Source organism: Olleya sp. ITB9 (genome assembly GCF_001315805.1).
Classification (GTDB): domain Bacteria; phylum Bacteroidota; class Bacteroidia; order Flavobacteriales; family Flavobacteriaceae; genus Olleya; species Olleya sediminilitoris.
This window is the reverse complement of record NZ_BCBW01000048.1, coordinates 1-25,412: the sequence shown is the minus strand read 5'-3', so window position 1 is coordinate 25,412 and position 25,412 is coordinate 1. Positions and strand designations below refer to the sequence as shown.

Below are 25,412 nucleotides of genomic sequence, written 5' to 3'. Positions count from 1 at the left end.
AAGAAAGTGTTAAATATTAGGATTTGTCATTTATATTGTTAGATTGTTAAAATAACATTAAATAATCTGGACTGAATGAGGCAATTAAAAATTACCAAGCAAGTTACCAATCGTGAATCTAAATCACTAGACAAATACCTACAAGACATAAGTAAACTTCCCATGATTACAGCAGAAGAGGAAGTTGAATTAGCCCAAAAAATAAGGGAAGGTTGTCAAAAATCATTAGATTTATTAACGACTGCTAACTTACGATTTGTGGTTTCTGTTGCAAAACAATATCAAAATCAAGGATTAACATTACCAGATTTAATAAATGAAGGTAATGCTGGTTTAGTTAAAGCAGCAAAACGTTTTGACGAAACTAGAGGATTCAAATTTATATCTTACGCAGTTTGGTGGATTAGACAAGCAATTTTATCTGCTTTAGCAGAACAATCAAGAATTGTAAGACTACCATTAAATAAAATTGGGTCGATAAACAAAATAAGAAAAGTAACTTCTCACCTAGAGCAAATTAACCAAAGACCACCTAGTGCGTCAGAAATTGCAAAAGAATTAGACTTAACTATCAGTGATGTTAAGCAATCTATGAAAATTTCTAGCAGACACGTGTCAATGGATGCACCTTTAAAAGAAGGAGAAGATTACAGTTTATATGATTTAGTAAGCTCTAACGAGTCACCAAATCCTGACACAAACTTAATGCGCGAATCTTTAAACACTGAAATTGAAAGAGCTTTAGAAACACTAACGCCTAGAGAAAGTGACGTGATTAGACTTAACTTTGGATTAAGCGATCAACCAGCTATGACACTAGATGAAATAGGTCGTACTTTTGATTTAACACGTGAGCGTGTAAGACAAATCAGAGAAAAAGGTATTAGACGTTTACGTCAAACATCTAAGAGTAAGATCTTAAAAACGTATTTAGGATAATCCTGATACAATATATTTAATACAAAATATTAAAAAAAGTGCAATTTTAATTTGAATAATATTATTATTTAATAGATATTTGCATCCTATTTAAAATTAAGATATGTTAAGAATTGAAATAAAAGAAGGCGAAAATATAGAACGTGCACTAAAACGTTACAAACGTAAGCACAGAAACGTTAAGGTAATGCAAAACTTAAGAGAAAAGCAATACTTTACTAAGCCATCTGTAAAAAACAGACGTCAGATACAAAAAGCTAGTTATATTCAAGGTCTTAGAGACGCTGAAAACATATAATTAAAGCTTTAATTTATATTAATAAACCACGCATTTTTAAATGTCGTGGTTTTTTTGTTGATTAAAATTTCAAATATTTAACGTCATATACGTTATTCAAAAGTGTTTTCATAACCTTTGGCTTTCCGTTAGTATAAAAAAAGTTATCAGATTTAATTTTAGCATTATTTACTAAATTATACTTTTCTAAAACTAGCTTTGTTTGATTTGCAACAGCATCACCTGAATCTATTATCTTAATATGTTTAGGTAAAATTTTTGATAATTGAGGTATCAAATAAGGATAATGTGTACAGCCTAAAACCAAATAGTCTATATTAGATTTAATCATTGGTTTTAAATAATTAACAAGTAATTCTGTCATTTGGTCAGAGTAAATAAGACCAGCCTCGATTAATTGTACGATGCCTTCACCTTCTTGCTCTACTATAGTAACACCATTATTATATAATTGTGAAGTATTATTAAATAGCTCGCTACTTAAAGTTCCTTTTGTAGCTAATATACCAATAGCCTTAGTTTGTGTCTGTAAAGCAGCGGGTTTTATAGCAGGCTCAATACCTATGAATGGTACATTATATTTTTCTCTTAAATAGCCTATAGCATTAGTTGTAGCAGTATTACAAGCCACAACAATTAATTTACTGTTTTGTTCTAACAAATACTCTGTATTTTTCTGAGAAAGCGCTATGATAGCCTCTTTTCCTTTTGGTCCATAAGGCGCATTAATACTATCGGCTAAGTATATTGTATTTTCATTGGGTAATAAGCTATTTATAGCTCTCCAAATGGACGTACCACCTACGCCAGAATCAAATATACCAATGGGATTTTTATTCATAGAAATCGTGCATAAAAAAAGCTGTCTAAAGTTAGACAGCTTAATTTTAATTTAAAAGGATTTTATATTAAAATCCTAATTCTTTTTGAACGTCTTTTATAAGATCTTTTCCTTCAGCCATGATAACACCACCACCTTGAGAAGAATCTAATACATAGTTAAAACCTTGTGCTTTACCAACTTTTAATATAGCTGCTTTAGCTTTATCTGTGATTGGTTTTAATAAGTCCATTTCTTTTTTTTGTAATTGTGTTTGTGCATCACCTTGAAATTGACGAATACTTTGTTGCATTTGTGCTAACTCTTCACCACGTTGTTGGTTTTGTTCGTTAGTTTTTGTTGCAGCTTCAGCCTCGTATTGCTTTGCTTTAGTTTGGTATTCTTTAACCATTTCTTGGATATCAGCCTCAAACGTCTTACCCATTTTTTCCATTTCAGCTTGAGCAGCTTTCATAGATGGCATAGACGCTACAAGCTCTGTTGTATTAACATGTGCAACTTTTGTTTGTGCATTAGAAAAACTTGTCGCTCCAATAAATAATGCTGCAGCAAATAAAAGTGTTTTAAATTGTTTCATTTTTAAAATAGTATTTGTGTGTTATAAATTATTTGTATTTGTCTTAGTTGCTCTAATCTTCTGTGCTCTCTTTTTCTTCTTTAGCATTTTGATGGTCTTCTAAGATTTTCTGTTATTTAGCTTCTATAACTTTTTTTCAAAAGCTTTATATACTAATTTTTTATTTTCTTTATTCTTAAATTTATGCTCTTAATTTAGTAAAAACATCAGCACTGTTTTTTTAGTCAATATCATCTTGTGTTTTTTCATCTGTTTCTTCAGAATCATTGGTACCGCTTCGTTCTTTAAGCTTTTCTTCTCTTGCTTTAGCTCTATCTTCTAGAATTTTAGCTCTCTTCTCTGCTGCTGCTTTTTTCTTAGCTTCTCTAGCATCAAGTATTTCTTGTTTGCGTTTTGCTGTAGCTGCTTCTCTTTCTGCTTTTTTGTCGTCTAATATTTTTTGTCTTGCCTCTTGTGCATCATTAACTTCTATTACAGCGTCTTCATCTTTAGCATTTCTACGCTCTGCTTTATTTTTGGCTTGAGTACGTTTTGAAGCTCTTGAAATTGTTCTGATAATTAAATCACTCATATCAAAACGTTCTGCTGAATAAAGCATAACCACATCTGCAGATTTGTCAAAAACAAAATCGTATTTTTTGGCTTTAGCAATATCTTGAACCGCTTGAAAAATTTGATCTTGAACAGGCTGCATTAACTGTCTTTTTTGAATCATCAAATCTCCATTAGGACCAAAACGTTTTTGTTGATAATCCAAAATTTCTTTTTCTTCAAAAAAAATATCTTCTTCACGCTCCTCAATCAACTCTTTTGTTAAAAGTGCTTTTTCGTTATTAAGCGTTTCTCTTTTTTGCTTAATTCCTTTTAAACTAGTTTCAATTTCAGTTTTCCATTTCTGTACTTTACTTTCCAACTGACCTGTAGCTTCAGTATATTCAGGAATGTTCTCTAAAATATACTCTGTATCAATATAACCAATTCTAACACCACGTTGTGCATTAGCAGAAAAAACTGCTGTAAGCATCAAAATTACAATAAGAACTTTTAATTTCATTTTGGATATGGTTTAATTATTTCTTGTTAATAAACTCAAAATAAAGTTTAACATTGCATGGTTAGTACTTTTTTTAGTTTAATATTTTAAAATAACGAATTTTAATGTTAAAAATTTTAATTCTTTAATCAAATCCCTGTTATGGTATTAGAAAATATCGTGCCAAAAATAAAAAAATAAAAAAACTCTAGTTATTATTTTAATGGTTTTATTGGGTTAAACTACATTAAATTAAAATTGTTGACCGATTATGAAGTGCGTCTCCCATCCATGCTTTGATACCTCTCCATTCTGTGGATCAAATCCATGACCAAAGTCAATACCTAATAAACCAAAGGCTGGCATAAAAATTCTTAAACCTAATCCTGCAGATCTTTTAAGAGCGAATGGATCATACTCATTAAAACTATCATAAGAATTACCTGCTTCTAAAAATCCTAAAGCATAAATTTTAGCAGATTGCTTTAATGTAATTGGGTATCTTAATTCTAAAGAGAACTTATTATAAATTGTCCCTCCATCCGAAGAAGATAAAGCTTGGTTTTGATAACCACGAAGTGCTACAGCTTCTCTACCGTCTAGACTGTAACTTCCTAAACCATCACCTCCAACAAAGAAACGCTCAAAAGGGATTACTCCTCTATTTTGATTATAAGCTCCTAAAAACCCAAATTCAACACTTGGCCTAAGGACTAATTTATCTACTAATTTTGTATACCAATCACCTCTAAATTTAATTTTATAAAACTCTAGCCATTTGTAACGTTCTTGATCAATTTCACTAACTCTATTTGCTGCTTGTGATCTTAAAAGTGAGTTAGCATCAGAATCGTTTGCAATATCTGCATTGGTGTCTCTTTCCTCTTTTAAAGCATCATAATCTGTACTACTAAATAATGAATAAGGTAAAGACAACTTAGCTGTTGCTGTAAAACTAGATCCACCCATTGGAAAAATTGGATCATTAAATGTATTATTTCTACTTAAACCTAAAGTATATGACAAGTTATTAGAGTAACCATCACCAAACGTGAATAATCCAGTTTGATAATTTTTTAAGTTATAATGCTGAAAACTAACCGCTTGAGATAATGTAAAATAATCATCTGGAATAGATAAACGTTTAGCAAGACCAACTGTAATACCTGTGATATTAAAACGTTTGTCTTTATCTGCATTACCAGTAGTTGCATCAAATAAAAACTGTTTGGTTTGAGAAATAGACGTTGAAAATTGTACTGGCTTTTTACCTCCTAGCCAAGGTTCTGAAAAAGAAAAGCTGTAGGTTTGAAAAAATCTACTAGCTTGTAAACGTAATGCTAGCTTTTGACCATCACCCATAGGAACAGGAGTGTAAGCATCTTTTTTAAATAAATCTTTTATTGAAAAGTTATTAAATGACAATCCTAAAGTACCAATAAAACCACCTCCACCATAACCACCTTGTAGTTCGATTTGGCTAGATCCAGACTCTACTAAAGCATATTCCATATCAATAGAACCTTCTTCTGGATTTGGATTTTTAAAATTTGGTGTTAATTGCTCAGCATCAAAGAAACCTAACTGACTTAATTCTCTAATTGTTCTAACAACGTTTTCTTTACTATATAAATCTCCTGGTCTTGTTCTGATCTCACGGTAAATAACGTGGTCATTAGTCTTTTGATTACCTGTAACTGTTACTTTGTTAAAATAAACTGGTTTACCTTCAGATATTCTAATCTCCATATCAATAACATTACCATCTGCATTTACCTCTACCGGATTAATTGTAGAAAACAAATAACCATTATTTTGGTATAAATTAGTGATATCTTCTCCATCAGGTCTAGTTTCATCTGCAATACGTTTTTGAAGTTCGATACCATTATATGTATCTCCTTTATTTATACGTAATAATCTTTTTAAAACTTCATCAGAGTAAACTGTGTTACCAATAAAAGTGATATCTCCATAAGTATATTTTTCTCCTTCTTCAACAGCTATATTTAGAGATACTGTTTTGTCATTATTGTTAATTAGAGTATCTGCAACAATTCTAGCATCTCTATACCCTATTTCTTTGTATTTATCAACCACACTTGAAAGATCCTCTTTAAAATCAGCTTCAATAAATTTAGAACGTTTTAATATTCTGATAGGGTTAATTTTTTTAGTGTTTTTCATTGCTTTTCTAAGCTTTTTATCGCTTAAAACAGTGTTACCTTCAAAATCAATATTCTTAACTTTTACTTTCTCTCCTTTATCAATTGCAACAATCATATTAACAAAAGGCTTATCAATAGTATCATTAGCTACATCAAAAGTATTTACTTTTACATCAGCATTAAGAAAACCGTTTTTCTTATACTTATTCTCTAAGTAATTTTGAGTAGTAGTAATTAAATTCTCTGTTACTTTTGCGCCTTTTTGAAGCTTATTCTCTTTTAGAATAGTTTCGTGTTTACCTTTCTTAACTCCTGTTATTTTAACTTCTTTTAATTCTGGTAAATCTGATAATCTAATTTCTAGAAAAGCGCTATCTCCTTCTACTTTTAATAGATACATTTCTATATCACTAAAAAGATTTGATTTCCAAAGTTTTTTAATTGCATTACTAACTTCTTCTCCTGGAACCATTATTTCGGTACCTTTTCTTAATCCAGAATAAGTAATGATGGTTTGCTCACTAAAGTTTGTGTTTCCTTTAACTGTGATTTCAGCAATTGTGTATTTTTTACCGTCTTCGTAATTTAAATCTTGAGCGCTTATTGTTATTGTGCTTAAAAAAGCAATGACAAACAATGTGTAGTTTAATAATGTTTTCAATGGTAATTGTTTAGCTAATTTGTTCACTGGTTTTCCCAAATCGTCGTTCTCTTTTTTGATATTCAATAATAGCCTCATATAGGTGTTGCTTTGTAAAGTCTGGCCAAAGTACTTTTGTAAAGTACAATTCTGCATAAGCTATTTGCCATAACAAAAAGTTACTAATGCGTTGCTCTCCACTTGTTCTTATAAGTAAATCTACATCTGGTAAACTTTGCGTGTAAAGATGTGCATTAAATACGGTTTCGTCAATTTTTTCTGTAGAAATTATATTATTTTTAACTTTAGTACTGATTTCTTTAACAGCATTTAATAGCTCCTCTCTTGACCCATAGCTTAAGGCTAAAGTAAGATTCATGTGCGTATTTTCCTTAGTTAAATCAATAACCTCTTGTAACTCTTTGTATACTTTTTTGGGTAAAGATTTTAGGTTTCCAATAGCATTTAATTTAATGTTATTGTCACGAAGTGTTTTGATTTCTTTTTTTAATGAAGCGACTAAAAGTCTCATTAATGTATCTACTTCTAATTTAGGACGTTTCCAGTTTTCAGTAGAAAATGCATACAACGTTAAATTTTTAACGCCTAATTCTGCGCAAGCCTCTACTGTATGACGTACAGATTTTGTACCATTTTCGTGTCCAAAAGCACGTAACATTCCTTTTTGTTTTGCCCAACGACCATTACCGTCCATTATTATGGCGATATGCTCTGGCAAGTTTTGTTTTTGTATGTGGTTTAATAAATCCAATTTAATATCCGCAATAACATGGGTTTTTCCCAAAGGTATATGTTAAAGTAATACCAGTAAAGGTATACCAATCATTATTATTTAAATTACCGAAACTTAAACTTTCTAATTCAGAATTATCAGGAACACTTCCATCTAACTCATCAGAAAAAATATAACGTGCTCCGACTTCTAATGCTAGTACAAAACTAGGAGAAATCGTGGCTTTGTAACCCAAAACTATTGGAATACCTATAGCTATACTATTAGAATCTTCAGATTGTATTTCGCCTAAATTATTATAATAAAAATTATCATGTTGTGTTGCTGTTACGCCAGTGAATATATATGGTGTAGATACAAAACCGCCTTGATGTAAATTAAAATCAAAAAAAGTGAACTCGATTCCTGCAGCTAACTCAATGATTTGATTGCTAAATTCTAAACCTCTTATTTGTCTACTTGGATCGTCAGAGTTTTTATCTATCCCTTCTAGTTCTGAAAAAGTTAATGATATTCTATAAGAATGTCTTGTGCTTCGGTTCCATTTATAAATGGCACCAATAGCTAATTGGCTAGGTGCAATATAATCTGTAGCACCTACATCTCCAATAAAATTAGAACCACCCAAATACAACCCAAATTCGTTGATTTGTGCACTACTAAATTGCATGCAAAAAAATGTTAGTACTAAAAGTGTTAACTGCTTCATAAATATTCAAAGTTTGCAAATATAATAAATAAGATTAGCCTATAACAATTTGATTGAAATAGTTACACTTTTAAACAGATTTAACAGGGTTTTATTGTTTTAATTACGCTTGTCTTCTCCCCAAAGTAGCTTTTTGCGCAAAGTATCAAGAAAAGTTTCGTTTTTAAAGACCATCATTTTTATAGTAAATGGTGTTTTTTTTATAGTGATAGTTGTTTTATTTGTTAAAGTTGCAATTCTAGAGTCCATAGAAACTAAGTGTTGTTTTTCTCTACCATCAACTTTTAAAGTTATAACAGTTGTATCTTCTATAACTAAAGGTCTTGCACTTAAATTATGAGGTGCTATTGGTGTTAACACTAAACTTGCTGCATTGGGTGTTATAACTGGACCACCACAACTTAATGAGTACCCTGTAGACCCTGTAGGTGTAGATATTATCAAACCATCACTCCAATAACTGGTAAGATATTCTCCATTAAGTTCGGTTTCAACCGTAATCATGGACGTTGTATTTTTTCGACTTACAGCAATTTCATTTAAAGCAAAATTACATCTATTTATTTCAGCATTATCTTCAGAGCTTTCAATAGTTAATAAACTGCGTTCTGAAATAGAATACTGCTTGTTAATTATATTATCAATAGCATCCTCAATCTCGTCATGCTGTATGGTTGCCAAAAAACCTAGTCTTCCTGTATTAATACCTACAATTGGAATATTTAAGTCTTTAACCAATGTAATGGCTCTTAATATTGTACCATCACCTCCAATACTTACTAAAAAATCAAAACTAGTATCTAATAAAGAAAAAGTATTATACTCCGTTTTTATTTTAGGCAAAATGCCTTTATAAAAATTAGCTTCAATTACTATTTCAATATTTCTTTTTTGAAGTACCTCTAACAAAACCTCCAAAGAGGCTAATGGTTTTTTTTTCTGAAATTGACTATATATTGCAACTTTCATAATTACATGTCTAGATATTTATTTAAATAATCAGAGCGTTCTTTTAAACCATCTAAATAGCTATCTTCTTCATGACCAGATACAATATTATAGCTATAACGTCTAAAGGTTTGCATGACCTCGCTTAGTCCTACATTTCCGATTTTTAAGGTAATTTGAGCTACATCATTTTCTATTTTAGAAATAAAAGCTCCGTATAATTTACCATCGTTGCTTTCAACAATCTGACTAACTTCACTAAAGCTATAATCTTGCAATCCTTTTTCAACAATTAAAATTGCTCCATTTTCAGAGAAAAAAGGTGTTTCATTAAACAATCCTATAATATCATTTAGCTCATAATAGCCAAGATATTTGTTTCTTTCATTTAAAACAGGCATTATATTGGTAGCGTTTTGTGCAAAAGCCTCCAAAACATCTAACCAGTTTGCCTCTTCTCTTACAAAAAAACCTTCAATAGCATAACTACAATCAGAAATCACTTGTACTTTTTGAAAACAATGTGCATCATTCTCTGACACGCATCCTAAGTAGACATCAGCTTCGTTTTTAATAGGAATATGAGAATATGTTAGTTGATTAAACAGTAATTGCAAATCACTTACAACACTTGTGTTAAGTAGTGGTTTAATATCGTTTATTATGTAATCAGAAAGGTTCATTTTATAAAAACTTTTGTTTGTGCAAATTAATTAAATTTTAGCACAAAAAGCCTCTTATACTTTGTATTTTTGTGTTTTAAATTATTGCATGTTATGACAAAATTAAGCGTAAATATTAACAAAATAGCAACTTTAAGAAACTCTCGTGGTGGTGACACACCTAACGTCGTTCAGTTTGCAAAAGACGTACAACGTTTTGGAGCACAAGGTGTGACAATACACCCAAGACCAGACGAACGTCATATTAAATACCAAGATGCTTACGATTTAAAACCAGAAGTGTATACTGAGTATAATATTGAAGGGAATCCAATTCCTAAATTTATGGAAATGGTATTAAAAATCCAACCTACCCAAGTCACCTTAGTACCAGACAGTATTGATACTTTAACTAGTAATGCAGGTTGGGACACGATTAAAAATAAAGGTTTTTTAGTAGACGTTATTTCTGAGTTTAAAAAGAAAGGCATACGTACATCAATATTTGTAGATCCAGATTTAAACCAAATTGAAGGTGCTAAAGCAACAGGAACAGATAGAATTGAATTGTATACTGAAGCTTTTGCTCACCAATATAATTTAGGTAATCAAAAAGCAATATTACCTTACGCAGAATGTGCCAAACTAGCTAATAATTTAGGGCTTGGTGTAAATGCTGGACACGATTTATCTCTAGATAACATCCAATTTTTTAAACAAAACATACCAGACCTTTTAGAAGTTTCTATTGGACATGCTTTAATATCTGAAAGTTTATATTTAGGTATTGAAAACGTAGTAAATATGTATAAAAACAAACTAAAATAATTATTATGCTTTTACATTCTAATATTTTAGGCGAAGGTAAGCCCTTTATAATTTTACATGGCTTTTTGGGCATGAGTGATAATTGGAAAACCTTAGGTAATCAATTTGCTGAAGATTTTCAAGTTCATTTAGTAGACCAACGTAATCATGGTAGAAGTTTTCATGACAATGCGTTTTATTACGAAGCTTTAGCAGAAGATTTAAAACACTATTTTGATTATCATAACATAAAAGACGCTATACTTTTAGGTCATTCAATGGGAGGAAAAACTGCTATGCTGTTTTCAACATTGTATCCAGAATTAGTTAGCAAACTTATTGTTGCTGACATTTCTCCAAGATTCTACCCAATACACCATGATGCTATTTTAGAAGGTTTAAATAGCTTAGATTTTTCAACTTTAAAAAGTCGTGGTCAAGCCGATAAACAATTAGCCAATTATGTATCTGATTTAGGCACAAGACAATTTTTATTAAAAAACTTATATTGGGTAGAAAAAGGTCAATTAGGTATTAGACTAAACCTACAAGCATTAACAGATAATGTTTCTGAAGTTGGCGAAGCTTTACCATTACATGCTAAATTTGAAGAAGACACATTATTTTTAAGAGGAGATAAAAGCGAATATATTGGTAATCAAGATGAAGCTTTAATAATAAACCATTTCCCTAAAGCTAATATTATAACCATATCTAATGCTGGACATTGGTTACATGCAGAAAACCCTAAAGAATTTTACGATGCTGTAACAAATTTTGTAAATTAAAGTCTAATAAATAAAAAACTATTATGAATTTAATTATAAGATTACTTATTAACGCTATAGCTGTATTTGCTTTAGCACACGTATTAAATGGTGTGTATTTAGATAATTACGTTACAGCTATTATTGTTGCAATAGTACTATCTATTTTAAACCTAATTGTAAAACCTATTTTAGTAGTATTAACATTACCAATTACAATACTAACCTTAGGGCTATTTCTATTTGTTGTCAATGGATTAATGATATTATTAGCCGATAAATTTATTGATGGATTTGCAGTTTCAAGTATCTGGACTGCAATTTTATTTAGTATTTTATTATCTATTTTACAATGGTTATTGCAATCCTTTATAAAGACAGATACCAAAACTAAGTAACACTTAAAAATAGTCTGTTACACAAGACGTTAAAAACTTTGTAATACTGTAAAAAAGTAGTACTTTTGCACACCTTTTTAACAGAAAAAATCAAAATAAAAGCTTGCTTTATAAAATTCTGTTAGATAATTTCCTCATAAATACTTGAGGATATTAAAACTAGTGTTAATTGCCCAATTGGGCTTTATATCATATATAATGAATATTACAAGAGAAAACATTGATGCATTAAATGCTGTAGTAAAAGTAGACATCGTTAAAGAAGATTATAACGATAAAGTTGAAAAAATCTTAGTAGATTACAAAAAAACAGCAAACATCCCAGGATTTAGAAAAGGTCATGTACCAATGGGAATGGTAAAAAAACAATATGGTAAAGCTGTATTAGTTGATGAGGTAAATAAATTACTTCAAGATGCATTAAACAAGTATTTAACTGAAGAAAAAATAGACGTTTTAGGGCAACCATTACCTAAACAACAAGACGAAATAAACTGGGATTCCGATTCTTTTTCTTTTGAATTTGAATTAGGTCTTGCTCCAGAATTTAGCGTAGATTTAAATAGTAAAAAAGCAATCACTCATTACAACATCGTTGCTGATGACAAAATGATTGACGAGCAAATTGAGCGTATCCAAAACCAATACGGTAAAATCACTTCAGAAACTGAAGTTAAAAAGGATAGCGAAATTACTGGTACTTTTAAAAACGAGGACAAAGAAATTGACAATACTGTTACAATTACTTTAGACAAGTTTAAAGGTAAAGCTACTGAAAAGAAATTTATTGGTGCTAAACCAGGAGACGTCATTACTTTAAAAACTAAAGGACTTTACGAAGATGATCATGAATTAATGAATGCATTAAAAATACAACACGATGATGCACATGGTTTAGATATTGAAGTAACTTTTACAATCAACGAAGTTAACAGTCGTGAAGCTGCTGACTTAGATCAAGAGTTATTTGATAAATTATTTGGTAAAGACGTCGTAAAATCTGCTTCAGAATTAAAAGCTAAAATTAAAGAAGATGCAGAAAAGCAATTTGTACAGCAATCTGATCAAAAGCTTTTAAATGATGTTACAGAACATTTAGTAGACAACACTAAATTTGATTTACCAGCAGAATTCCTAACTAAATGGATGCAAGTTGCAGGTGAAAAAGAAATGGATGAAGCAACTGCTAAAGAAGAATACGAAAAATCAGAAAAAAGCTTACGTTACCAATTAATTGAAGGTAAATTAATGCAAGACAATGATCTTAAAGTAGACTTTGAAGACGTTAAAACTAACGCTAAAAACATGATCAAAATGCAAATGGCACAATTTGGTCAATTAAATCCTTCTGAAAAAGAATTAGATGATATCGCTGCACGTGTTTTAGGAAACCAAGACGAAGTTAGACGTATTTCTGAACAAGTAGTAAGTCAAAAATTACTAGATCTTTATAAAGAAAAAGCAAACATCAAAGCAAAAGAAATGTCATATGATGCTTTTGTAAAAGAGGTGTATGGTGATAAAGCATAAATTACGTGATGGATTTTTATCAATTTGATAAGATTCTATTGGCAGTGGTTTAACAAAATAATCATTATCTTTAGGCGTTGTTTAGCAAGACTAAACAACGCCTAATTTTTTCAATAAAAATAACATTTATTCAAACTATGGATTACGGAAAAGAATTCGAAAAATTTGCTATAAAAGACCAAGGTATAAGTAGTACATATTACAACAAAATAATTAGTAGTATGTATCCTACTAACTTAACACCTAACATTATTGAAGAGCGTCAAATGAACATTGCAATCTTTGATGTGTTTTCTCGTTTAATGATGGATCGTATTATATTTTTAGGAACAGGAATTAACGACCAAGTTGCTAATATCATACAAGCACAATTATTGTTTTTAGAAAGTACAGACGCAAATAAAGACATCCAGATATACATAAACTCTCCAGGAGGAAGTGTATACGCAGGATTAGGTATTTATGATACAATGCAGTTTATTAAACCTGACGTTGCTACAATTTGTACTGGTATGGCAGCATCAATGGGAGCTGTATTATTATGTGCAGGAGAAAAAGGAAAACGTAGTGGTTTAACACACTCTAGAGTAATGATACACCAACCATTAGGAGGTGCTCAAGGTCAAGCTAGTGATATTGAAATTACTGCAAGAGAAATCTTGATACTTAAAGAAGAACTTTACAAAATTATAAGTAAGCACTCTGGTCAAGATTACGATAAAGTATACAATGATAGTGACAGAGATTACTGGATGAAAGCTGATAAAGCTAAAGAATACGGAATGATTGACGAGATTTTAGCTCGAAAGTAATAATTATAAAATTTACTAGTGATGCCATTAACAGGATTACTATCTATTATATTAATCCTGTTAACTTCACTTTATTAATACAAAAAAATGGCAAAAGAAGAATTAGAATGTTCATTTTGTGGTAGAAAAAAGCCAGAAACCAATTTATTAATTGCAGGTTTAGATGCGCACATATGTGACAGATGTATACAACAAGCGCATGGTATTGTTATAGAAGAATCTAAAGAAGAAGAATCTAATGATCTGTCTGCCGAGTTAACACTAAAAAAACCACAAAAAATAAAAGCATTCTTAGACGAATATATTATTGGCCAAGAATACACTAAAAAAGTAATGTCTGTAGCTGTATACAACCACTACAAACGTTTACTTCAACCACCAAGTAATGATGATATAGAGATTCAAAAATCAAATATTGTTATGGTTGGTCAAACTGGTACAGGTAAAACATTAATGGCTAAAACCATTGCTAAGATGTTAAATGTACCTTTAGCAATTGTTGATGCTACAGTATTAACAGAAGCTGGTTATGTTGGTGAGGATGTAGAAAGTATTTTAACACGCTTATTACAAGCTGCAGATTACAATTTAGACAAAGCTCAAAAAGGAATTGTTTTTATTGACGAAATCGATAAAATCGCACGTAAAAGTGACAACCCATCAATCACAAGAGATGTTTCTGGTGAAGGTGTACAACAAGCCTTACTAAAATTATTAGAAGGTACCGTAGTTAACGTTCCGCCTAAAGGTGGTCGTAAACATCCAGATCAAAAATTTATTGAAGTAAATACTGAAAACATCTTATTTATTGCTGGTGGAGCTTTTGATGGTATTGAGCGCGTAATTTCTAAACGATTAAACATGCAAGCTGTTGGTTATAGCGCTTCTATAAAAGAAGACGTTGTAGACCATGACAACTTATTACAATATATTATACCTAAAGATTTAAAAGACTTTGGACTAATACCAGAAATTATTGGACGTTTACCTGTATTAACTTACATGGATCCTTTAGATGGCAAAACACTTAGAGCAATCTTAACCGAACCTAAAAACGCTATTATCAAACAATACAAAAAGTTGTTTGAAATGGATGAAATAGAATTAAGTATCACAGATGGTGCTTTAGAATTTATTGTTCAAAAGGCTATAGAATACAAATTGGGAGCACGTGGTTTACGAAGTCTTTGCGAAGAAATATTGACTGACGCAATGTTTGAGTTACCAGGAAGCGAGACAAAGAAACTTAGCGTAACTAAATCTTATGCAGAACAAAAACTAAGTAAGACCACTATAAAAAAGTTAAAAGCTGTGTCTTAATCATAAAATCAGATTACATAAAAAACCACTTTAAACTTTAGTTTAAAGTGGTTTTTTTGATTAATTATAATATGACTCTCCCCAAAGTCAAACTAATAGCACTACCAATATACGTAATATATAACTGATTTACAAATAATTACAACTATTTCACCCTGTTAAACTATAAGAGATTAATTCTTTTAGACTATCTATTTAAAATCAATAGCTCGTCTAAATACTGACGTGTATTAGACAACCTAGGGACTTTATGCTGACCTCCAAGCTTATTGTTTTGTTTCAACCAATCATAAAACAACTGCTCTCTAGCAATGTGTATGGTTGGCTTATTTAACGTCATATTATTATAACGTTTAGCTTCGTAATCAGAATTTAAACTTTTAAGTGCGTTATCAAACAATTCATTAAAATAATTAATGTCTTCAGGAGGTGTTTTAAACTCGATTAACCACTCATGAGCACCTTTTTCTTTACCTTCCATAAATATTGGTGCAGCAGTGTAGTCTACAATTTCTGAACTTGTTTTAATACATACTTTTTTTAAGGCATCCTCAGCATTTTCAATAATCAATTCTTCACCAAAAACATTAATATGATGTTTTGTACGTCCTGAAACTTTTATACGATAAGGACTAATAGATACAAACCTGATGGTATCACCAATCATATAACGCCAAAGACCTGCGTTAGTGGTTATAATAACAGCATAATTTTTATTTAACTGTACTTCGCTTAACGGAATTACTTTTTGATTTTTAGTTCCGTAAGTATCCATTGGTATAAACTCATAAAAAATACCATAATCCAACATTAATAATAAATCACCTGTGTAATTTTGATCTTGGATAGCAAAAAAACCTTCTGAAGCATTATAAATTTCATAATACTTAAAATCCTTTTTAGGTAAAACATTTCGGTATTGCTCTATGTAAGGATTAAAGCTTACTCCTCCATGAAAATAAACTTCTAGATTTGGCCAAATATCAAACAAACTTGATTTATCGGTTTGTTCCAACACGTTATTAAGCAACACTAACATCCAACTTGGTACTCCAGCAAGACTGGTTACGTTTTCATTAATTGTTTCGTTAACAATAGCAGCCATTTTAGTTTCCCACTCACTCATTAAACTAACCTTACTACTAGGTGTACTACTATATTCTGCCCAAAAAGGCATATTGTCTATTAGTATCGCACTTAAATCTCCAAAAACAGTTCCGTTTTGTTTGTAAAGTTCTTTACTTCCACCAAGCCTAAGACTTTTACCTGTAAACAACTGTGAGTCCTCGTTATTATTTAAATACATACACAATAAATCTTTACTAGCTGCATAATGACAATCTTCTAAACTGTCACTACTAACTGGTATAAATTTACTTTTTGCACTTGTTGTACCACTAGATTTAGCAAACCATTTTATTGGTTTTGGCCAAAATATATTGTGTTCGCCACGTCGTGCGCGCTCAATATTATCATGTACATCTTCATAGGTGCAAATTGGAACACGATCTGCAAAAGTTGCATAATTTTTAATAGAAGAAAACTGGTGCTGTTTACCAATTTCGGTATCCTTTGCAATATCTAATAAGCTAAATAAAAGTTCTTGTTGCACCTCGTTTGGGTACTTTAAAAACAATTCTATTTGATGAAAACGTTTTTTCAAAAACCAAGATGCAATAGAATTTACAAGAGGTATTGGCATAGTTATTTGTATCTTTAAGTTTTAAAAATAATACTTTTTTTTATGACCTACCAAGGTGTGTTAACAAAAATGCAAACCGAGTTTTCTAAACCCATTAACTACTATTTGGTGTTTAAAAACGACTTTATAAATTTTAACCAATTACTAAACAAAACCTTAACTATTAATTTTGTGGGTTACGAGTGTTTAAATTGCCATTTAGATAAGCCTATTTACAGACAAGGGTTTTGTAAAAGTTGCTTTTTTGATGTACCACAAGCAGCAGATTGGATCATGAAACCAGAATTAAGCAAAGCGCATTTGGATATTGAAGATCGTGATTTAGCCTATGAAAAACAAGCACAATTACAACCTCATATAGTCTATTTAGCTAATTCTAGCAATGTAAAAGTGGGTGTAACTAGAAAAGGTCAAGTCCCAACACGTTGGATAGACCAAGGTGCACATGAAGCTATTGAGATTGTTGAAGTACCAAACCGTTATCTAGCTGGTATTACTGAAGTTGCTTTAAAAGACCACGTTGGTGACAAAACCAATTGGAGAACCATGCTTAAAAATGAAATTAAAGACGAAAACTTAATTGAATGGAGAGATAAATTAAAGCCATTTATACCTGAGGAAGCTATGCAGTTTTTTATTGAGGATAACGAAGAAACAACTATTGAGTTTCCGGTGTTACAATATCCTAAAAAACCTAAATCTTTAAACTTTAAAAAAACCGCAAATTATACTGGAGTTTTAAAAGGTATTAAAGGTCAATATTTAATTTTTGAAGATGATACTGTTTGTAATATAAGAAGTAACGAAGGTATTGTTGTTAGTATAAATATCTTGTAATTAAGGTGTATTAATTACGACTTAGTCTACGTGACTACATTAATATTTGTTTACAATGCCAAATCTGGTTTAAAAAACTTAGCAATAGATATTGCGCATAAATTATTTAGCCCTAAAACATATGCTTGTAGTTTATGCGCTTTGACTTTTGATACTTTTAGAGAGAATACTATTTGGAAAGATTTTAGAAAACGAACTGCTTTAAATATTGAGTTTTTACATAGTGATGAGTTTGAGAAAAGATTTAACAACAAATCTTATAACTATCCTATTATACTAAGTCAAAACAAGACGACGTTGTCAACTTTTTTATCGTCTACAAAAATTGAAGCGTTAACTTCTGTTGAGGAACTTATCCTTACTATTGAATCTAACTCTTGCTACATGTTGCGTTAGCGGTAGAAATGGCATCCTTTTTTTGCTGCCATATATGGCAAAAAAAGATATAATGGATAACGCGACCCTTGTGGTAACGCCCAAATATTATTTAAACCAACCTGAATATTTAACGTAATTATCTGCAATACGATTGATCTCTCCATTTATTAGTTCTTTACTAATATCTTTTACTTTCTTTGCTGGTACGCCTGCATAAATACTACCAGACTCTACAACCGTATTTTGGGTTACAACAGCTCCTGCTGCAATTATACTATTACTTTCTACAACGCAATTATCCATTACAATACTACCCATACCTATTAAAACATTATCATTAATGGTACAACCATGGACTATTGCATTGTGTCCAATGGACACATTATCACCTATTATGGTTGGGTGTTTTTGATAGGTACAATGGATTACTGCTCCATCTTGAACGTTAACTTTATCGCCTAATTTTATATAATTGACGTCTCCACGTAATACAGCATTAAACCAGATACTACATTGTTGTCCGATTTGCACGTCTCCTACAATGGTAGCGTTTTCTGCAATATAGCAGTCTTCTGATATTTGAGGTGATTTACCGTTTACTGGCTTTATTATTGGCATACTTTTAGTTTTGTTTAGTTAAAATAAGATAATAAATCAGACTTTTTGGATGCTGATACCATGATTTGTTTTTGGTTGCTTAATATAACACTTCCGCCTTTACCTTTTACGTACTTTATAACTTCGGATACGTTTACTAAATAACTTTTGTGTACACGTGCAAATCCTGATGGTGTTAGAGCATCTTCAAAATATTTTAATGTTTTACTAACTAGCTTTTTTTTGTCGTTTTTTAAATAAATTTCAGTGTAATTATCGTCTGCCTTGCAATACAAAATATCTGTGGTATTTAAGACTTCAAATCCATCTTGTTGCGGAATAGTTATTTTACCTGCTACTGTATTTGTTTTTGGTATTAATACCTGGTCTTGTAAGACGTCTTCTTTTGACTTAATTTCGGAAACATAGTCTACAGCTTTAATTAACTCGTCTATGTCAATAGGCTTCATTAGATAATAGGATGCGTGAGCATTTAAAGCATCCACAGCGTAATTATTATAAGCTGTTACAAATATGGTTTCAAAATCGCGATTACCGACTTTATCTAATAGGTCAAATGCATTTCCGTAAGGCATCTCTACATCTAAAAAAACCAAATCTAACTCTAAAGTACGTATTAACTCTAAGGCTTGATTAATGTTTTCGGCTTCGCCTAAAAGCTCTACTTTTGGACAGTATTTGGTTAGGTAGTTTTTTAATATGGCTCTGCTTTGTGCTTCGTCCTCAACTAATATTGCTTTTAATGTCATGATTAATCTTTCTTTATAGTTACTACGACTTTGGTCCCAACATCACCTTCTGTGCTATTGTCATCAATAAAAACATCTACTTTGTCTTTATACATTTGGTTTAAAATAGACACTCGTTTTTTGATATTACCTAATCCTTTAGAGTTATGTTTTTGCTGATTTTCGGTCTTTAATTGTTTAGATTTTTTGCGTCCAATACCATTATCTGCAATAGTTATTGTTATGACACCTATTTGCTTTTTGGTTATTGATATATCTAATAATCCCATCTCTTTTTTATAACGTAAGCCATGCCAAACTGCATTTTCAATATAAGGTTGTAACAACATTGGTGGAATTTTATAGGCTTCGATATCAATATTTTTATCTACGTTTATTTGAAATTCAAACTTATCTTTAAACCTGAAATGTTCTAGTTTTGTATATAATTGAATTAACTCAATTTCTTTTTGTAGCGGAATAAAATCTTCTTCAGAGTTTTCTAAAACTGCACGCATGAGTTTAGAAAAATCTGAAAGATATTTGTTTGCTGTACGCTCATCATTTGTAGCAATAAAACTGTTAACCGAGTTTAATGCATTGAAAATAAAATGCGGATTCATTTGACTACGTAATGACTTTAATGCTAGCAAATTGTTAGCTAATTTTTGCTGTTTAATATACTTGTACATTAAATAAGCTGTTAAAGCTAACAGGAATAATCCTCCAATTAATGAATAAATTATTAACTGCTGCCTTTTATTTTTTTCTTCTGAAAGTGCAACTTGACTTAAAGTTAATTTACGGTCTGTTTCAAGGGTTGTTATCCTATTTTGTTTTTCTGCTATGCTTTTATTAAATCGTGCTGCTTGTGATATTTCTTGCTCTTTTTTAATATAAAGCTGATCAACGGTTTTGACATATTCTTCAAAGATTTTTTTAGCTTCGGTAAAATTACCAGACTCCACGTAAGCATCTGTCAACTTTTTGGTGGCATCTTTTTTTACAATTAAATCTTCTTTTACATCTGCTTCTTCAATACTTTTTTCTAAATACGGAATGGCTTCATTGTATTCTTTTTGAAGAAAATAAGCATTACCAATTTTATAATTTTGCTTCTGTTTGGTTAAACTACTTTCGTTTGAAATGATTGAGTCTTTTTCGATTATATCAATATCATTGATAATATCTTTTCTCATTTTAATCTCTTCACTATATGAACGTTTTTCGTTTTGAAAATCTGCAAATTTTATTTTTTGTTCAACCTCTCTTGTTTTATTTTCTTGAGCTGCAAGTGCAACTGAATTTTCAAGTAAAACCTCTGCTTTACGTTTTTTTCCTTCAGAAGTATATACTTGACCTAGTTTAGAGTTAAGGTCTGTAACTTTACGCTTAATATTGTTTACTTCTGCAATCTCTAATCCTTTTTTATAAGCGGTTTCAGCTTTAGTGTTTTGTTTAATAGCTACGTAGACATCTCCCAAACCTTCATTACGTATTACATTTTGCCAATTGGATAAATCTGGAGACTTTAAACTATTATATAACGCTAAACTTTCTTGATAGTTTTTGTTATGGTAAAAGGCTTTTGCTAATTTTAATTGGACGTCTTTTGAGTTGACATTTTTAATACTTATCCTGTAGTTTGTTACAGCAAGATCATACTGTTTCCAGTGCATATACACATCTGCTAAAACCTCAAAGGCTTCTGCGTTTTGTTTAACCGAATTGCTTTTAGGAATACTCTCTGTTATAAATTGAATGCTTTTTTCGGCTGATATTTTTTTATAAAAGAGCGCTGAATCTATAATACTTTCAAACGAATGGACTTTACTTTGTTTTGTTTTATAAGACACACCTTTTATTAAAGATTGCACCTCTACTTTGATATCGTCATCCGACTTAACGGTATAATAAATGGTTTCAAAATCTTTATGACTAATCATAATTTCGTCACCAATCTTAACATTAATTCTAAAATCACCACTTAAACTAGTACTTGTGTAAGAGCCACCATTAACTTGTACATTAACGTTTGATATTGGGTCAAAGCTATCCTTATCTATAACCTCTCCCTTTACTGTAAAAGTAGCTTCTTTTTTACTTTCTAAATTTTGCTGAGCATTAATTGTATTACAATACACAAAACATAAAATGCAGATTAATATTAATTTGAAATTTTTCATTAATAAGTTTTATAAAACATAAACTTACGTACTTTAACCCATTAATTAAAATGCAGGTTTTAGCTATTTATAATTAAACTAGTCAAAACTACTGACTTTACTAATTTACAATACAGACATACTAAGCCATACAGCTATTACACTCATTGTAGTTTTTAAATCAATAAAGTTGCGGTTAGGTTTACTTAAATTAAAACTAAATTTATCATGAAACAAACCAAGCTATTTTTATTATTTCTAATTATTACTTTAAATGCTTTTTCACAGCATAAAGGTAACTACAATCAAACTTTATCTAGACAAAATATTGCTACTGGCAACGCCATAGTATATGGTAACACTCCCAAACATATTACTCCAAAATTAAATCCAAGCAGTACTATTGTTATTGATGTTAGAGCATTACAAAACGTAAAAGCAACCTCGTATACTGCTGTTTTTAATGTATCTCAAATTGGTCAAACTGCAGAAATAACTAATCAATTAATGACTAAGCGTATCAATCTGATTAAAACTGAATTACTCCAATTTGGTATACTTGACAAGGATATTGCTATTGATGTTATCTCTTTTGTGCCTGTTTATGAAGTAGAAGTCACCAAAAAACTATTTAGCAAAACATATACGGAAGTTCCTAAGGGTTTTGAGCTACAACAAAACATCCATATTAAATTTAATAATACACGACAATTTGAAAACATATTAACTGCATGTACAAAAAATGAAATTTATAACTTAGTAAAAGTGGATTATTTTATAGATAATATAGCTCAAGTCTATAAAAATCTTCAAACAGAATTATTAGCTTTAATTGATGATAAAAAAAAGTATTATACCCTTTTAGGTTTTAACCTTTCTGAATACCATGTTATGATGGCAGATCAAAAATATTGTTACTTCCCTAAAGATTTTTATCAAAGCTATCAAGCATTTAATAGTATTTCATTTCAAGCATTAAAACAAGATAAAGGAGTAACCGAAGCTAAAAAGCAAACCTCATATTACTATCAGCCTTTAACCTATGAAAATTATGATGTAGTAATAAACCCTTCTATTTTACAACCTGTAGTACAGATTGTTATGGAAATAAAATTACAATTTACACCAAAGCCTAAAGCGCAAATAGTAGAACCAATAGTTAAAACAGAAATAAAACCAACCTATTACGTTATTTCTCCTAACGGAACCATTGATGTAAAAGAACTAAAAACACAATAGTTTTAGGCATAAAAAAGCCTCGATTAATCGAGGCTTTTTTATAAGATTTTAAAATAGACTAGTTAATTGCAGGACAATTACAGGTATATCTTTCTTTACCACAATTAAAGTTAAGCCCTAATGTTAATTGATGAAAACCACCATTATTAAACACCACAGAGTTTGACTGGTAACTGTAAGTATACGCAAACACAAAGTTATTAACCTCTACACCTAAAATTGGCGTTATATATTGTAATTTTTGACTACTTACACCTGTGCCATCAACAAATTCTGCTCCATCTAAACTACGTCTGTAAGATAATCCTCCCCAAACTTTACCAAAGTCAACAGACTTATATGCTTTAAGGTTAATATCAAAAGAAGCCTCTTCAGTAGCATCTCTGTACATAAACATCGCAGACGGTTCAAAAGACCAATCACTTCCGTAACTTCCAAAGGTATTTCCAACAGAGACTAAATACGTTCTTAAATTATCATAACTTAAACCTTGCTCATTAAAATTAACACCTTCATTGTTTAAAAGGTTTTTAACTGTAGCATGAGCATAAAAGTTATATAAAAAATAAGACATACCTAAATCTACATTAAAGTTAGTTGCCGACTGCTCTATACCAGCAATAATTGGATCAAATCCATCAGCTAGAAAAGAAGTTTCATCTAATTTATATTGTATTGCTCCAGCACTTAAACCAAATGATAACTGATTTAAATCTGTAGTACTTCTTGAAAACATTAAATGGTGTGCATAAGTAAAATACGCTCCTGTTTGAGAGTGGTAACCATTTTTATCACTATAAACAATGGCTCCAATACCAGAAGGACCATCACCAATACGACCATTAACACTAGCAGTCACCAATTTAGGCGCATCATCATCACCAAACCATTGTTGCCTACCAGTTATTCTAACCTTAGCACAATTTGCTGCACCAGCCATAGAAGGGTGAATTAAGTAATAGTTGTCCGTTAAATAATCAGAATATATAGGTAAACCCTCTTGGGCATTAACAAACTGTGATCCAAAAATTGTAACAACAGCTAATAAAAATATGTTTTTTAAATTCATAATTCTTTTTTCGAGGTAGGTTGGTTAGTTATATAAAAGCTAAACTATTAAATTAATAACTTGATTTTAACTTAAAAAGTATAAATAAAACTCAAATATATAAATTTAGAGCAAATAAATTCAATCCTAAAAGTTAAAGATTTAAATATAAATAGTTTTATAATACAAACCTTACATTTTGTAATAAACTCCTGATTCAGTAAAACATAAATATAATAGATATCTATTATTATGTTTAGTATTTTTGTAAAAAAAAAACAAAGATGAGTAATTTTAAAGTTTCAACACAAGAAACCTCAAATCCAGCCATATTAAAATTCGAATTAAACCAGTTTATTACTAAACATCAAAGTTTCGAATTTAATAACATAGACGACGCTAAAGACTCTCCTTTAGCGCAACAATTATTTTATCTACCCTTCGTTAAAAAAGTATATATCTCTAGTAATTTTATTGCTATAGAACGCTATAACATTGTACAATGGGATGATGTAAAACAAGAAGTGGCACAACAAATAGAAAGCTACTTAAATAACAATGGTGTTGTTGTCAATGAAAATGCTGAAACTAAAAAAGTTGCAGTTACCGTTTACACGGAAAGCACGCCAAACCCTTCAGTTTTAAAATTCGTAGCTAACAAAAAATTAGTAACTGCATCTTACGAGTTTACTTCAATCGAAACTGCAAAACCATCACCTATGGCTACGGAATTATTTCATTTTCCGTTTGTTAAAAGTGTCTTTTTTGACGAAAATTTTGTCTCAATAACAAAATATGATATTGCAGAGTGGAATGATATTTCTTTTGAGCTAAGAGAATTTATTAGAACATACATTGAAGACGCTAAAGAGATTGTTTCTCCAAATGCACCAGAAGTAGAAGAAAAAACTATCGAAAAAGTTGAAGCTCACTTTGAAACTCTTGATGACACCTCTAAACAAATTGTAAACATCCTAGAAGAGTATGTTAAACCAGCAGTTGCTAGTGATGGTGGAAACATTCAATTTGAGTCTTACGACGAAACTACTAAAACCGTAAAAGTTATTTTACAAGGCGCATGTAGTGGATGCCCTTCATCAACCTTTACATTAAAAAACGGAATTGAAAATATGCTAAAAGAAATGTTAGCAGGTAAAGTAAATTCAGTTGTTGCTATAAATGGTTAATTTAAACCAATAAATACTACCTTTTATCTGTTTTATTGTTCTAATTGAATTTGAAACTTACACGTTTCTAATTTAATATTCGTAATTTTAAAGGACAATCAATAATTTAAAACAAAATATTATGGCAGTATTAAAAGTAATTGAAGTATTATCAAACTCAGAAAAAAGCTGGGAAGACGCAACTAAAAAAGCAGTAAAGCACGCATCTAAAAGCGTTAAAAATATTAGATCTGTTTATGTACAAGATCAAAGTGCTAGTGTAAAAGATGACGAAGTAGTTGACTTTAGAGTTAACCTTAAAATCACC

General features: G+C 30.5%; 26 protein-coding genes. 13 read left to right on the top strand and 13 right to left on the bottom strand.

Annotation, left to right across the window (positions count from 1 at the left end; all coding sequences use genetic code 11):
• The first annotated feature begins 75 nt into the window (after positions 1–75).
• Positions 76–939 carry an RNA polymerase sigma factor RpoD/SigA gene (locus ITB9_RS13615; protein WP_028290194.1) on the top strand — a complete coding sequence of 288 codons (864 nt, stop codon included), beginning with the start codon at positions 76–78 and terminating at the stop codon, positions 937–939.
• Positions 940–1,042: 103 nt separating this feature from the next.
• Positions 1,043–1,237, top strand: a complete 195-nt coding sequence (rpsU, locus tag ITB9_RS13610) for a 30S ribosomal protein S21 (protein ID WP_028283445.1) — start codon at positions 1,043–1,045, stop codon at positions 1,235–1,237.
• A gap of 61 nt (positions 1,238–1,298) precedes the next feature.
• Here the strand turns inward: rpsU and murI are convergent, their stop codons facing one another.
• From murI to ITB9_RS13570, 8 genes are all read right to left on the bottom strand, one after another.
• Complete coding sequence (gene murI, locus ITB9_RS13605) at positions 1,299–2,078, bottom strand: glutamate racemase (protein WP_054852664.1); 780 nt, start codon at positions 2,076–2,078, stop codon at positions 1,299–1,301.
• A 67-nt stretch (positions 2,079–2,145) separates the two neighbouring features.
• Entirely contained in the window at positions 2,146–2,655 is a 510-nt protein-coding gene (locus tag ITB9_RS13600) for an OmpH family outer membrane protein (RefSeq protein ID WP_028290196.1), read from the bottom strand.
• A gap of 220 nt (positions 2,656–2,875) precedes the next feature.
• Positions 2,876–3,709 carry an OmpH family outer membrane protein gene (locus ITB9_RS13595; RefSeq protein ID WP_054852663.1) on the bottom strand — a complete coding sequence of 278 codons (834 nt, stop codon included), beginning with the start codon at positions 3,707–3,709 and terminating at the stop codon, positions 2,876–2,878.
• Positions 3,710–3,940: 231 nt separating this feature from the next.
• Positions 3,941–6,595 carry an outer membrane protein assembly factor gene (locus ITB9_RS13590; RefSeq protein WP_082396242.1) on the bottom strand — a complete coding sequence of 885 codons (2,655 nt, stop codon included), beginning with the start codon at positions 6,593–6,595 and terminating at the stop codon, positions 3,941–3,943.
• Positions 6,528–7,268 carry an isoprenyl transferase gene (locus tag ITB9_RS13585; protein WP_028290198.1) on the bottom strand — a complete coding sequence of 247 codons (741 nt, stop codon included), beginning with the start codon at positions 7,266–7,268 and terminating at the stop codon, positions 6,528–6,530. The genes ITB9_RS13590 and ITB9_RS13585 overlap by 68 nt, the downstream gene beginning before the upstream one ends.
• A gap of 1 nt (position 7,269) precedes the next feature.
• Positions 7,270–7,959, bottom strand: a complete 690-nt coding sequence (locus tag ITB9_RS13580; RefSeq protein WP_054852662.1) for a DUF6089 family protein — start codon at positions 7,957–7,959, stop codon at positions 7,270–7,272.
• Positions 7,960–8,058: 99 nt separating this feature from the next.
• Positions 8,059–8,928 carry an NAD kinase gene (locus tag ITB9_RS13575; protein ID WP_054852661.1) on the bottom strand — a complete coding sequence of 290 codons (870 nt, stop codon included), beginning with the start codon at positions 8,926–8,928 and terminating at the stop codon, positions 8,059–8,061.
• Positions 8,929–8,930: 2 nt separating this feature from the next.
• Complete coding sequence (locus ITB9_RS13570; RefSeq protein WP_028290201.1) at positions 8,931–9,590, bottom strand: CBS domain-containing protein; 660 nt, start codon at positions 9,588–9,590, stop codon at positions 8,931–8,933.
• A 93-nt stretch (positions 9,591–9,683) separates the two neighbouring features.
• On the opposite strand from ITB9_RS13570, the gene ITB9_RS13565 reads away from it, so the two are divergent.
• From ITB9_RS13565 to clpX, 6 genes are all read left to right on the top strand, one after another.
• Positions 9,684–10,397, top strand: a complete 714-nt coding sequence (locus tag ITB9_RS13565) for a pyridoxine 5'-phosphate synthase (RefSeq protein WP_054852660.1) — start codon at positions 9,684–9,686, stop codon at positions 10,395–10,397.
• A gap of 5 nt (positions 10,398–10,402) precedes the next feature.
• Positions 10,403–11,164, top strand: a complete 762-nt coding sequence (locus ITB9_RS13560) for an alpha/beta fold hydrolase (protein WP_054852659.1) — start codon at positions 10,403–10,405, stop codon at positions 11,162–11,164.
• Between the two features lie 23 nt (positions 11,165–11,187).
• A complete protein-coding gene (locus ITB9_RS13555) occupies positions 11,188–11,541 on the top strand; it encodes a phage holin family protein (RefSeq protein WP_028290204.1) in 354 nt (117 codons plus the stop codon).
• A gap of 198 nt (positions 11,542–11,739) precedes the next feature.
• Complete coding sequence (gene tig / locus ITB9_RS13550; protein ID WP_028290205.1) at positions 11,740–13,071, top strand: trigger factor; 1,332 nt, start codon at positions 11,740–11,742, stop codon at positions 13,069–13,071.
• Positions 13,072–13,208: 137 nt separating this feature from the next.
• Positions 13,209–13,883: an ATP-dependent Clp endopeptidase proteolytic subunit ClpP gene (gene clpP, locus ITB9_RS13545; RefSeq protein WP_028290206.1), complete on the top strand. Its 675-nt coding sequence runs from the start codon at positions 13,209–13,211 to the stop codon at positions 13,881–13,883.
• An 87-nt stretch (positions 13,884–13,970) separates the two neighbouring features.
• Positions 13,971–15,203, top strand: coding sequence for an ATP-dependent Clp protease ATP-binding subunit ClpX (gene clpX / locus ITB9_RS13540; RefSeq protein ID WP_028290207.1), 1,233 nt, complete (start codon positions 13,971–13,973; stop codon positions 15,201–15,203).
• A 187-nt stretch (positions 15,204–15,390) separates the two neighbouring features.
• On the opposite strand, the gene ITB9_RS13535 is transcribed toward clpX, so the two are convergent.
• Positions 15,391–16,905, bottom strand: a complete 1,515-nt coding sequence (locus ITB9_RS13535; protein WP_054852658.1) for a GH3 auxin-responsive promoter family protein — start codon at positions 16,903–16,905, stop codon at positions 15,391–15,393.
• A 42-nt stretch (positions 16,906–16,947) separates the two neighbouring features.
• Between ITB9_RS13535 and ITB9_RS13530 the strand changes: the two genes are divergently transcribed.
• Entirely contained in the window at positions 16,948–17,742 is a 795-nt protein-coding gene (locus tag ITB9_RS13530) for a DUF2797 domain-containing protein (RefSeq protein ID WP_054852657.1), read from the top strand.
• A gap of 30 nt (positions 17,743–17,772) precedes the next feature.
• Positions 17,773–18,138, top strand: a complete 366-nt coding sequence (locus ITB9_RS13525) for a hypothetical protein (RefSeq protein WP_054852656.1) — start codon at positions 17,773–17,775, stop codon at positions 18,136–18,138.
• Between the two features lie 87 nt (positions 18,139–18,225).
• Here the strand turns inward: ITB9_RS13525 and ITB9_RS13520 are convergent, their stop codons facing one another.
• The 3 genes from ITB9_RS13520 to ITB9_RS13510 are packed head-to-tail and all read right to left on the bottom strand — an operon-like array spanning position 18,226 to position 21,652.
• Positions 18,226–18,738 (bottom strand): gamma carbonic anhydrase family protein, encoded by a 513-nt coding sequence (locus tag ITB9_RS13520; protein ID WP_054852655.1) that lies wholly within the window; start codon positions 18,736–18,738, stop codon positions 18,226–18,228.
• 14 nt (positions 18,739–18,752) lie between these two features.
• The gene (locus ITB9_RS13515) at positions 18,753–19,487 is read right to left on the bottom strand and encodes a LytTR family DNA-binding domain-containing protein (protein WP_054852654.1); all 735 of its coding nucleotides are present in this window, start codon (positions 19,485–19,487) and stop codon (positions 18,753–18,755) included.
• Positions 19,488–19,489: 2 nt separating this feature from the next.
• On the bottom strand, positions 19,490–21,652 hold the full coding sequence (locus ITB9_RS13510; protein ID WP_054852653.1) for a histidine kinase: 2,163 nt from the start codon (positions 21,650–21,652) through the stop codon (positions 19,490–19,492).
• 207 nt (positions 21,653–21,859) lie between these two features.
• Here ITB9_RS13510 and ITB9_RS13505 point away from each other — a divergent pair, with 207 nt between their 5' ends.
• A complete protein-coding gene (locus ITB9_RS13505; RefSeq protein ID WP_054852652.1) occupies positions 21,860–22,870 on the top strand; it encodes an SIMPL domain-containing protein in 1,011 nt (336 codons plus the stop codon).
• 58 nt (positions 22,871–22,928) lie between these two features.
• On the opposite strand, the gene ITB9_RS13500 is transcribed toward ITB9_RS13505, so the two are convergent.
• Positions 22,929–23,939, bottom strand: a complete 1,011-nt coding sequence (locus tag ITB9_RS13500; protein WP_028290215.1) for a type IX secretion system membrane protein PorP/SprF — start codon at positions 23,937–23,939, stop codon at positions 22,929–22,931.
• Between the two features lie 263 nt (positions 23,940–24,202).
• On the opposite strand from ITB9_RS13500, the gene ITB9_RS13495 reads away from it, so the two are divergent.
• Entirely contained in the window at positions 24,203–25,105 is a 903-nt protein-coding gene (locus tag ITB9_RS13495) for a NifU family protein (RefSeq protein ID WP_054852651.1), read from the top strand.
• A gap of 121 nt (positions 25,106–25,226) precedes the next feature.
• On the top strand, positions 25,227–25,412 hold a 186-nt coding region (locus tag ITB9_RS13490), incomplete at its 3' end, for a dodecin family protein (RefSeq protein ID WP_054852650.1).

Bases quoted from the DNA above. Each gene is read 5' to 3' on its own strand.
- ITB9_RS13565 (WP_054852660.1), top strand. From the start codon at position 9,684: ATGACAAAATTAAGCGTAAATATTAACAAAATAGCAACTTTAAGAAAC.
- ITB9_RS13570 (WP_028290201.1), bottom strand. From the start codon at position 9,590: ATGAACCTTTCTGATTACATAATAAACGATATTAAACCACTACTTAAC.
- ITB9_RS13495 (WP_054852651.1), top strand. From the start codon at position 24,203: ATGAGTAATTTTAAAGTTTCAACACAAGAAACCTCAAATCCAGCCATA.
- ITB9_RS13515 (WP_054852654.1), bottom strand. From the start codon at position 19,487: ATGACATTAAAAGCAATATTAGTTGAGGACGAAGCACAAAGCAGAGCC.
- ITB9_RS13505 (WP_054852652.1), top strand. From the start codon at position 21,860: ATGAAACAAACCAAGCTATTTTTATTATTTCTAATTATTACTTTAAAT.
- clpX (WP_028290207.1), top strand. From the start codon at position 13,971: ATGGCAAAAGAAGAATTAGAATGTTCATTTTGTGGTAGAAAAAAGCCA.
- rpsU (WP_028283445.1), top strand. From the start codon at position 1,043: ATGTTAAGAATTGAAATAAAAGAAGGCGAAAATATAGAACGTGCACTA.
- ITB9_RS13555 (WP_028290204.1), top strand. From the start codon at position 11,188: ATGAATTTAATTATAAGATTACTTATTAACGCTATAGCTGTATTTGCT.
- ITB9_RS13560 (WP_054852659.1), top strand. From the start codon at position 10,403: ATGCTTTTACATTCTAATATTTTAGGCGAAGGTAAGCCCTTTATAATT.
- ITB9_RS13615 (WP_028290194.1), top strand. From the start codon at position 76: ATGAGGCAATTAAAAATTACCAAGCAAGTTACCAATCGTGAATCTAAA.
- ITB9_RS13530 (WP_054852657.1), top strand. From the start codon at position 16,948: ATGACCTACCAAGGTGTGTTAACAAAAATGCAAACCGAGTTTTCTAAA.
- ITB9_RS13600 (WP_028290196.1), bottom strand. From the start codon at position 2,655: ATGAAACAATTTAAAACACTTTTATTTGCTGCAGCATTATTTATTGGA.
- ITB9_RS13535 (WP_054852658.1), bottom strand. From the start codon at position 16,905: ATGCCAATACCTCTTGTAAATTCTATTGCATCTTGGTTTTTGAAAAAA.
- ITB9_RS13510 (WP_054852653.1), bottom strand. From the start codon at position 21,652: ATGAAAAATTTCAAATTAATATTAATCTGCATTTTATGTTTTGTGTAT.
- ITB9_RS13575 (WP_054852661.1), bottom strand. From the start codon at position 8,928: ATGAAAGTTGCAATATATAGTCAATTTCAGAAAAAAAAACCATTAGCC.
- murI (WP_054852664.1), bottom strand. From the start codon at position 2,078: ATGAATAAAAATCCCATTGGTATATTTGATTCTGGCGTAGGTGGTACG.
- ITB9_RS13580 (WP_054852662.1), bottom strand. From the start codon at position 7,959: ATGAAGCAGTTAACACTTTTAGTACTAACATTTTTTTGCATGCAATTT.
- ITB9_RS13590 (WP_082396242.1), bottom strand. From the start codon at position 6,595: ATGAGGCTATTATTGAATATCAAAAAAGAGAACGACGATTTGGGAAAA.
- ITB9_RS13595 (WP_054852663.1), bottom strand. From the start codon at position 3,709: ATGAAATTAAAAGTTCTTATTGTAATTTTGATGCTTACAGCAGTTTTT.
- ITB9_RS13520 (WP_054852655.1), bottom strand. From the start codon at position 18,738: ATGCCAATAATAAAGCCAGTAAACGGTAAATCACCTCAAATATCAGAA.
- clpP (WP_028290206.1), top strand. From the start codon at position 13,209: ATGGATTACGGAAAAGAATTCGAAAAATTTGCTATAAAAGACCAAGGT.
- ITB9_RS13500 (WP_028290215.1), bottom strand. From the start codon at position 23,939: ATGAATTTAAAAAACATATTTTTATTAGCTGTTGTTACAATTTTTGGA.
- tig (WP_028290205.1), top strand. From the start codon at position 11,740: ATGAATATTACAAGAGAAAACATTGATGCATTAAATGCTGTAGTAAAA.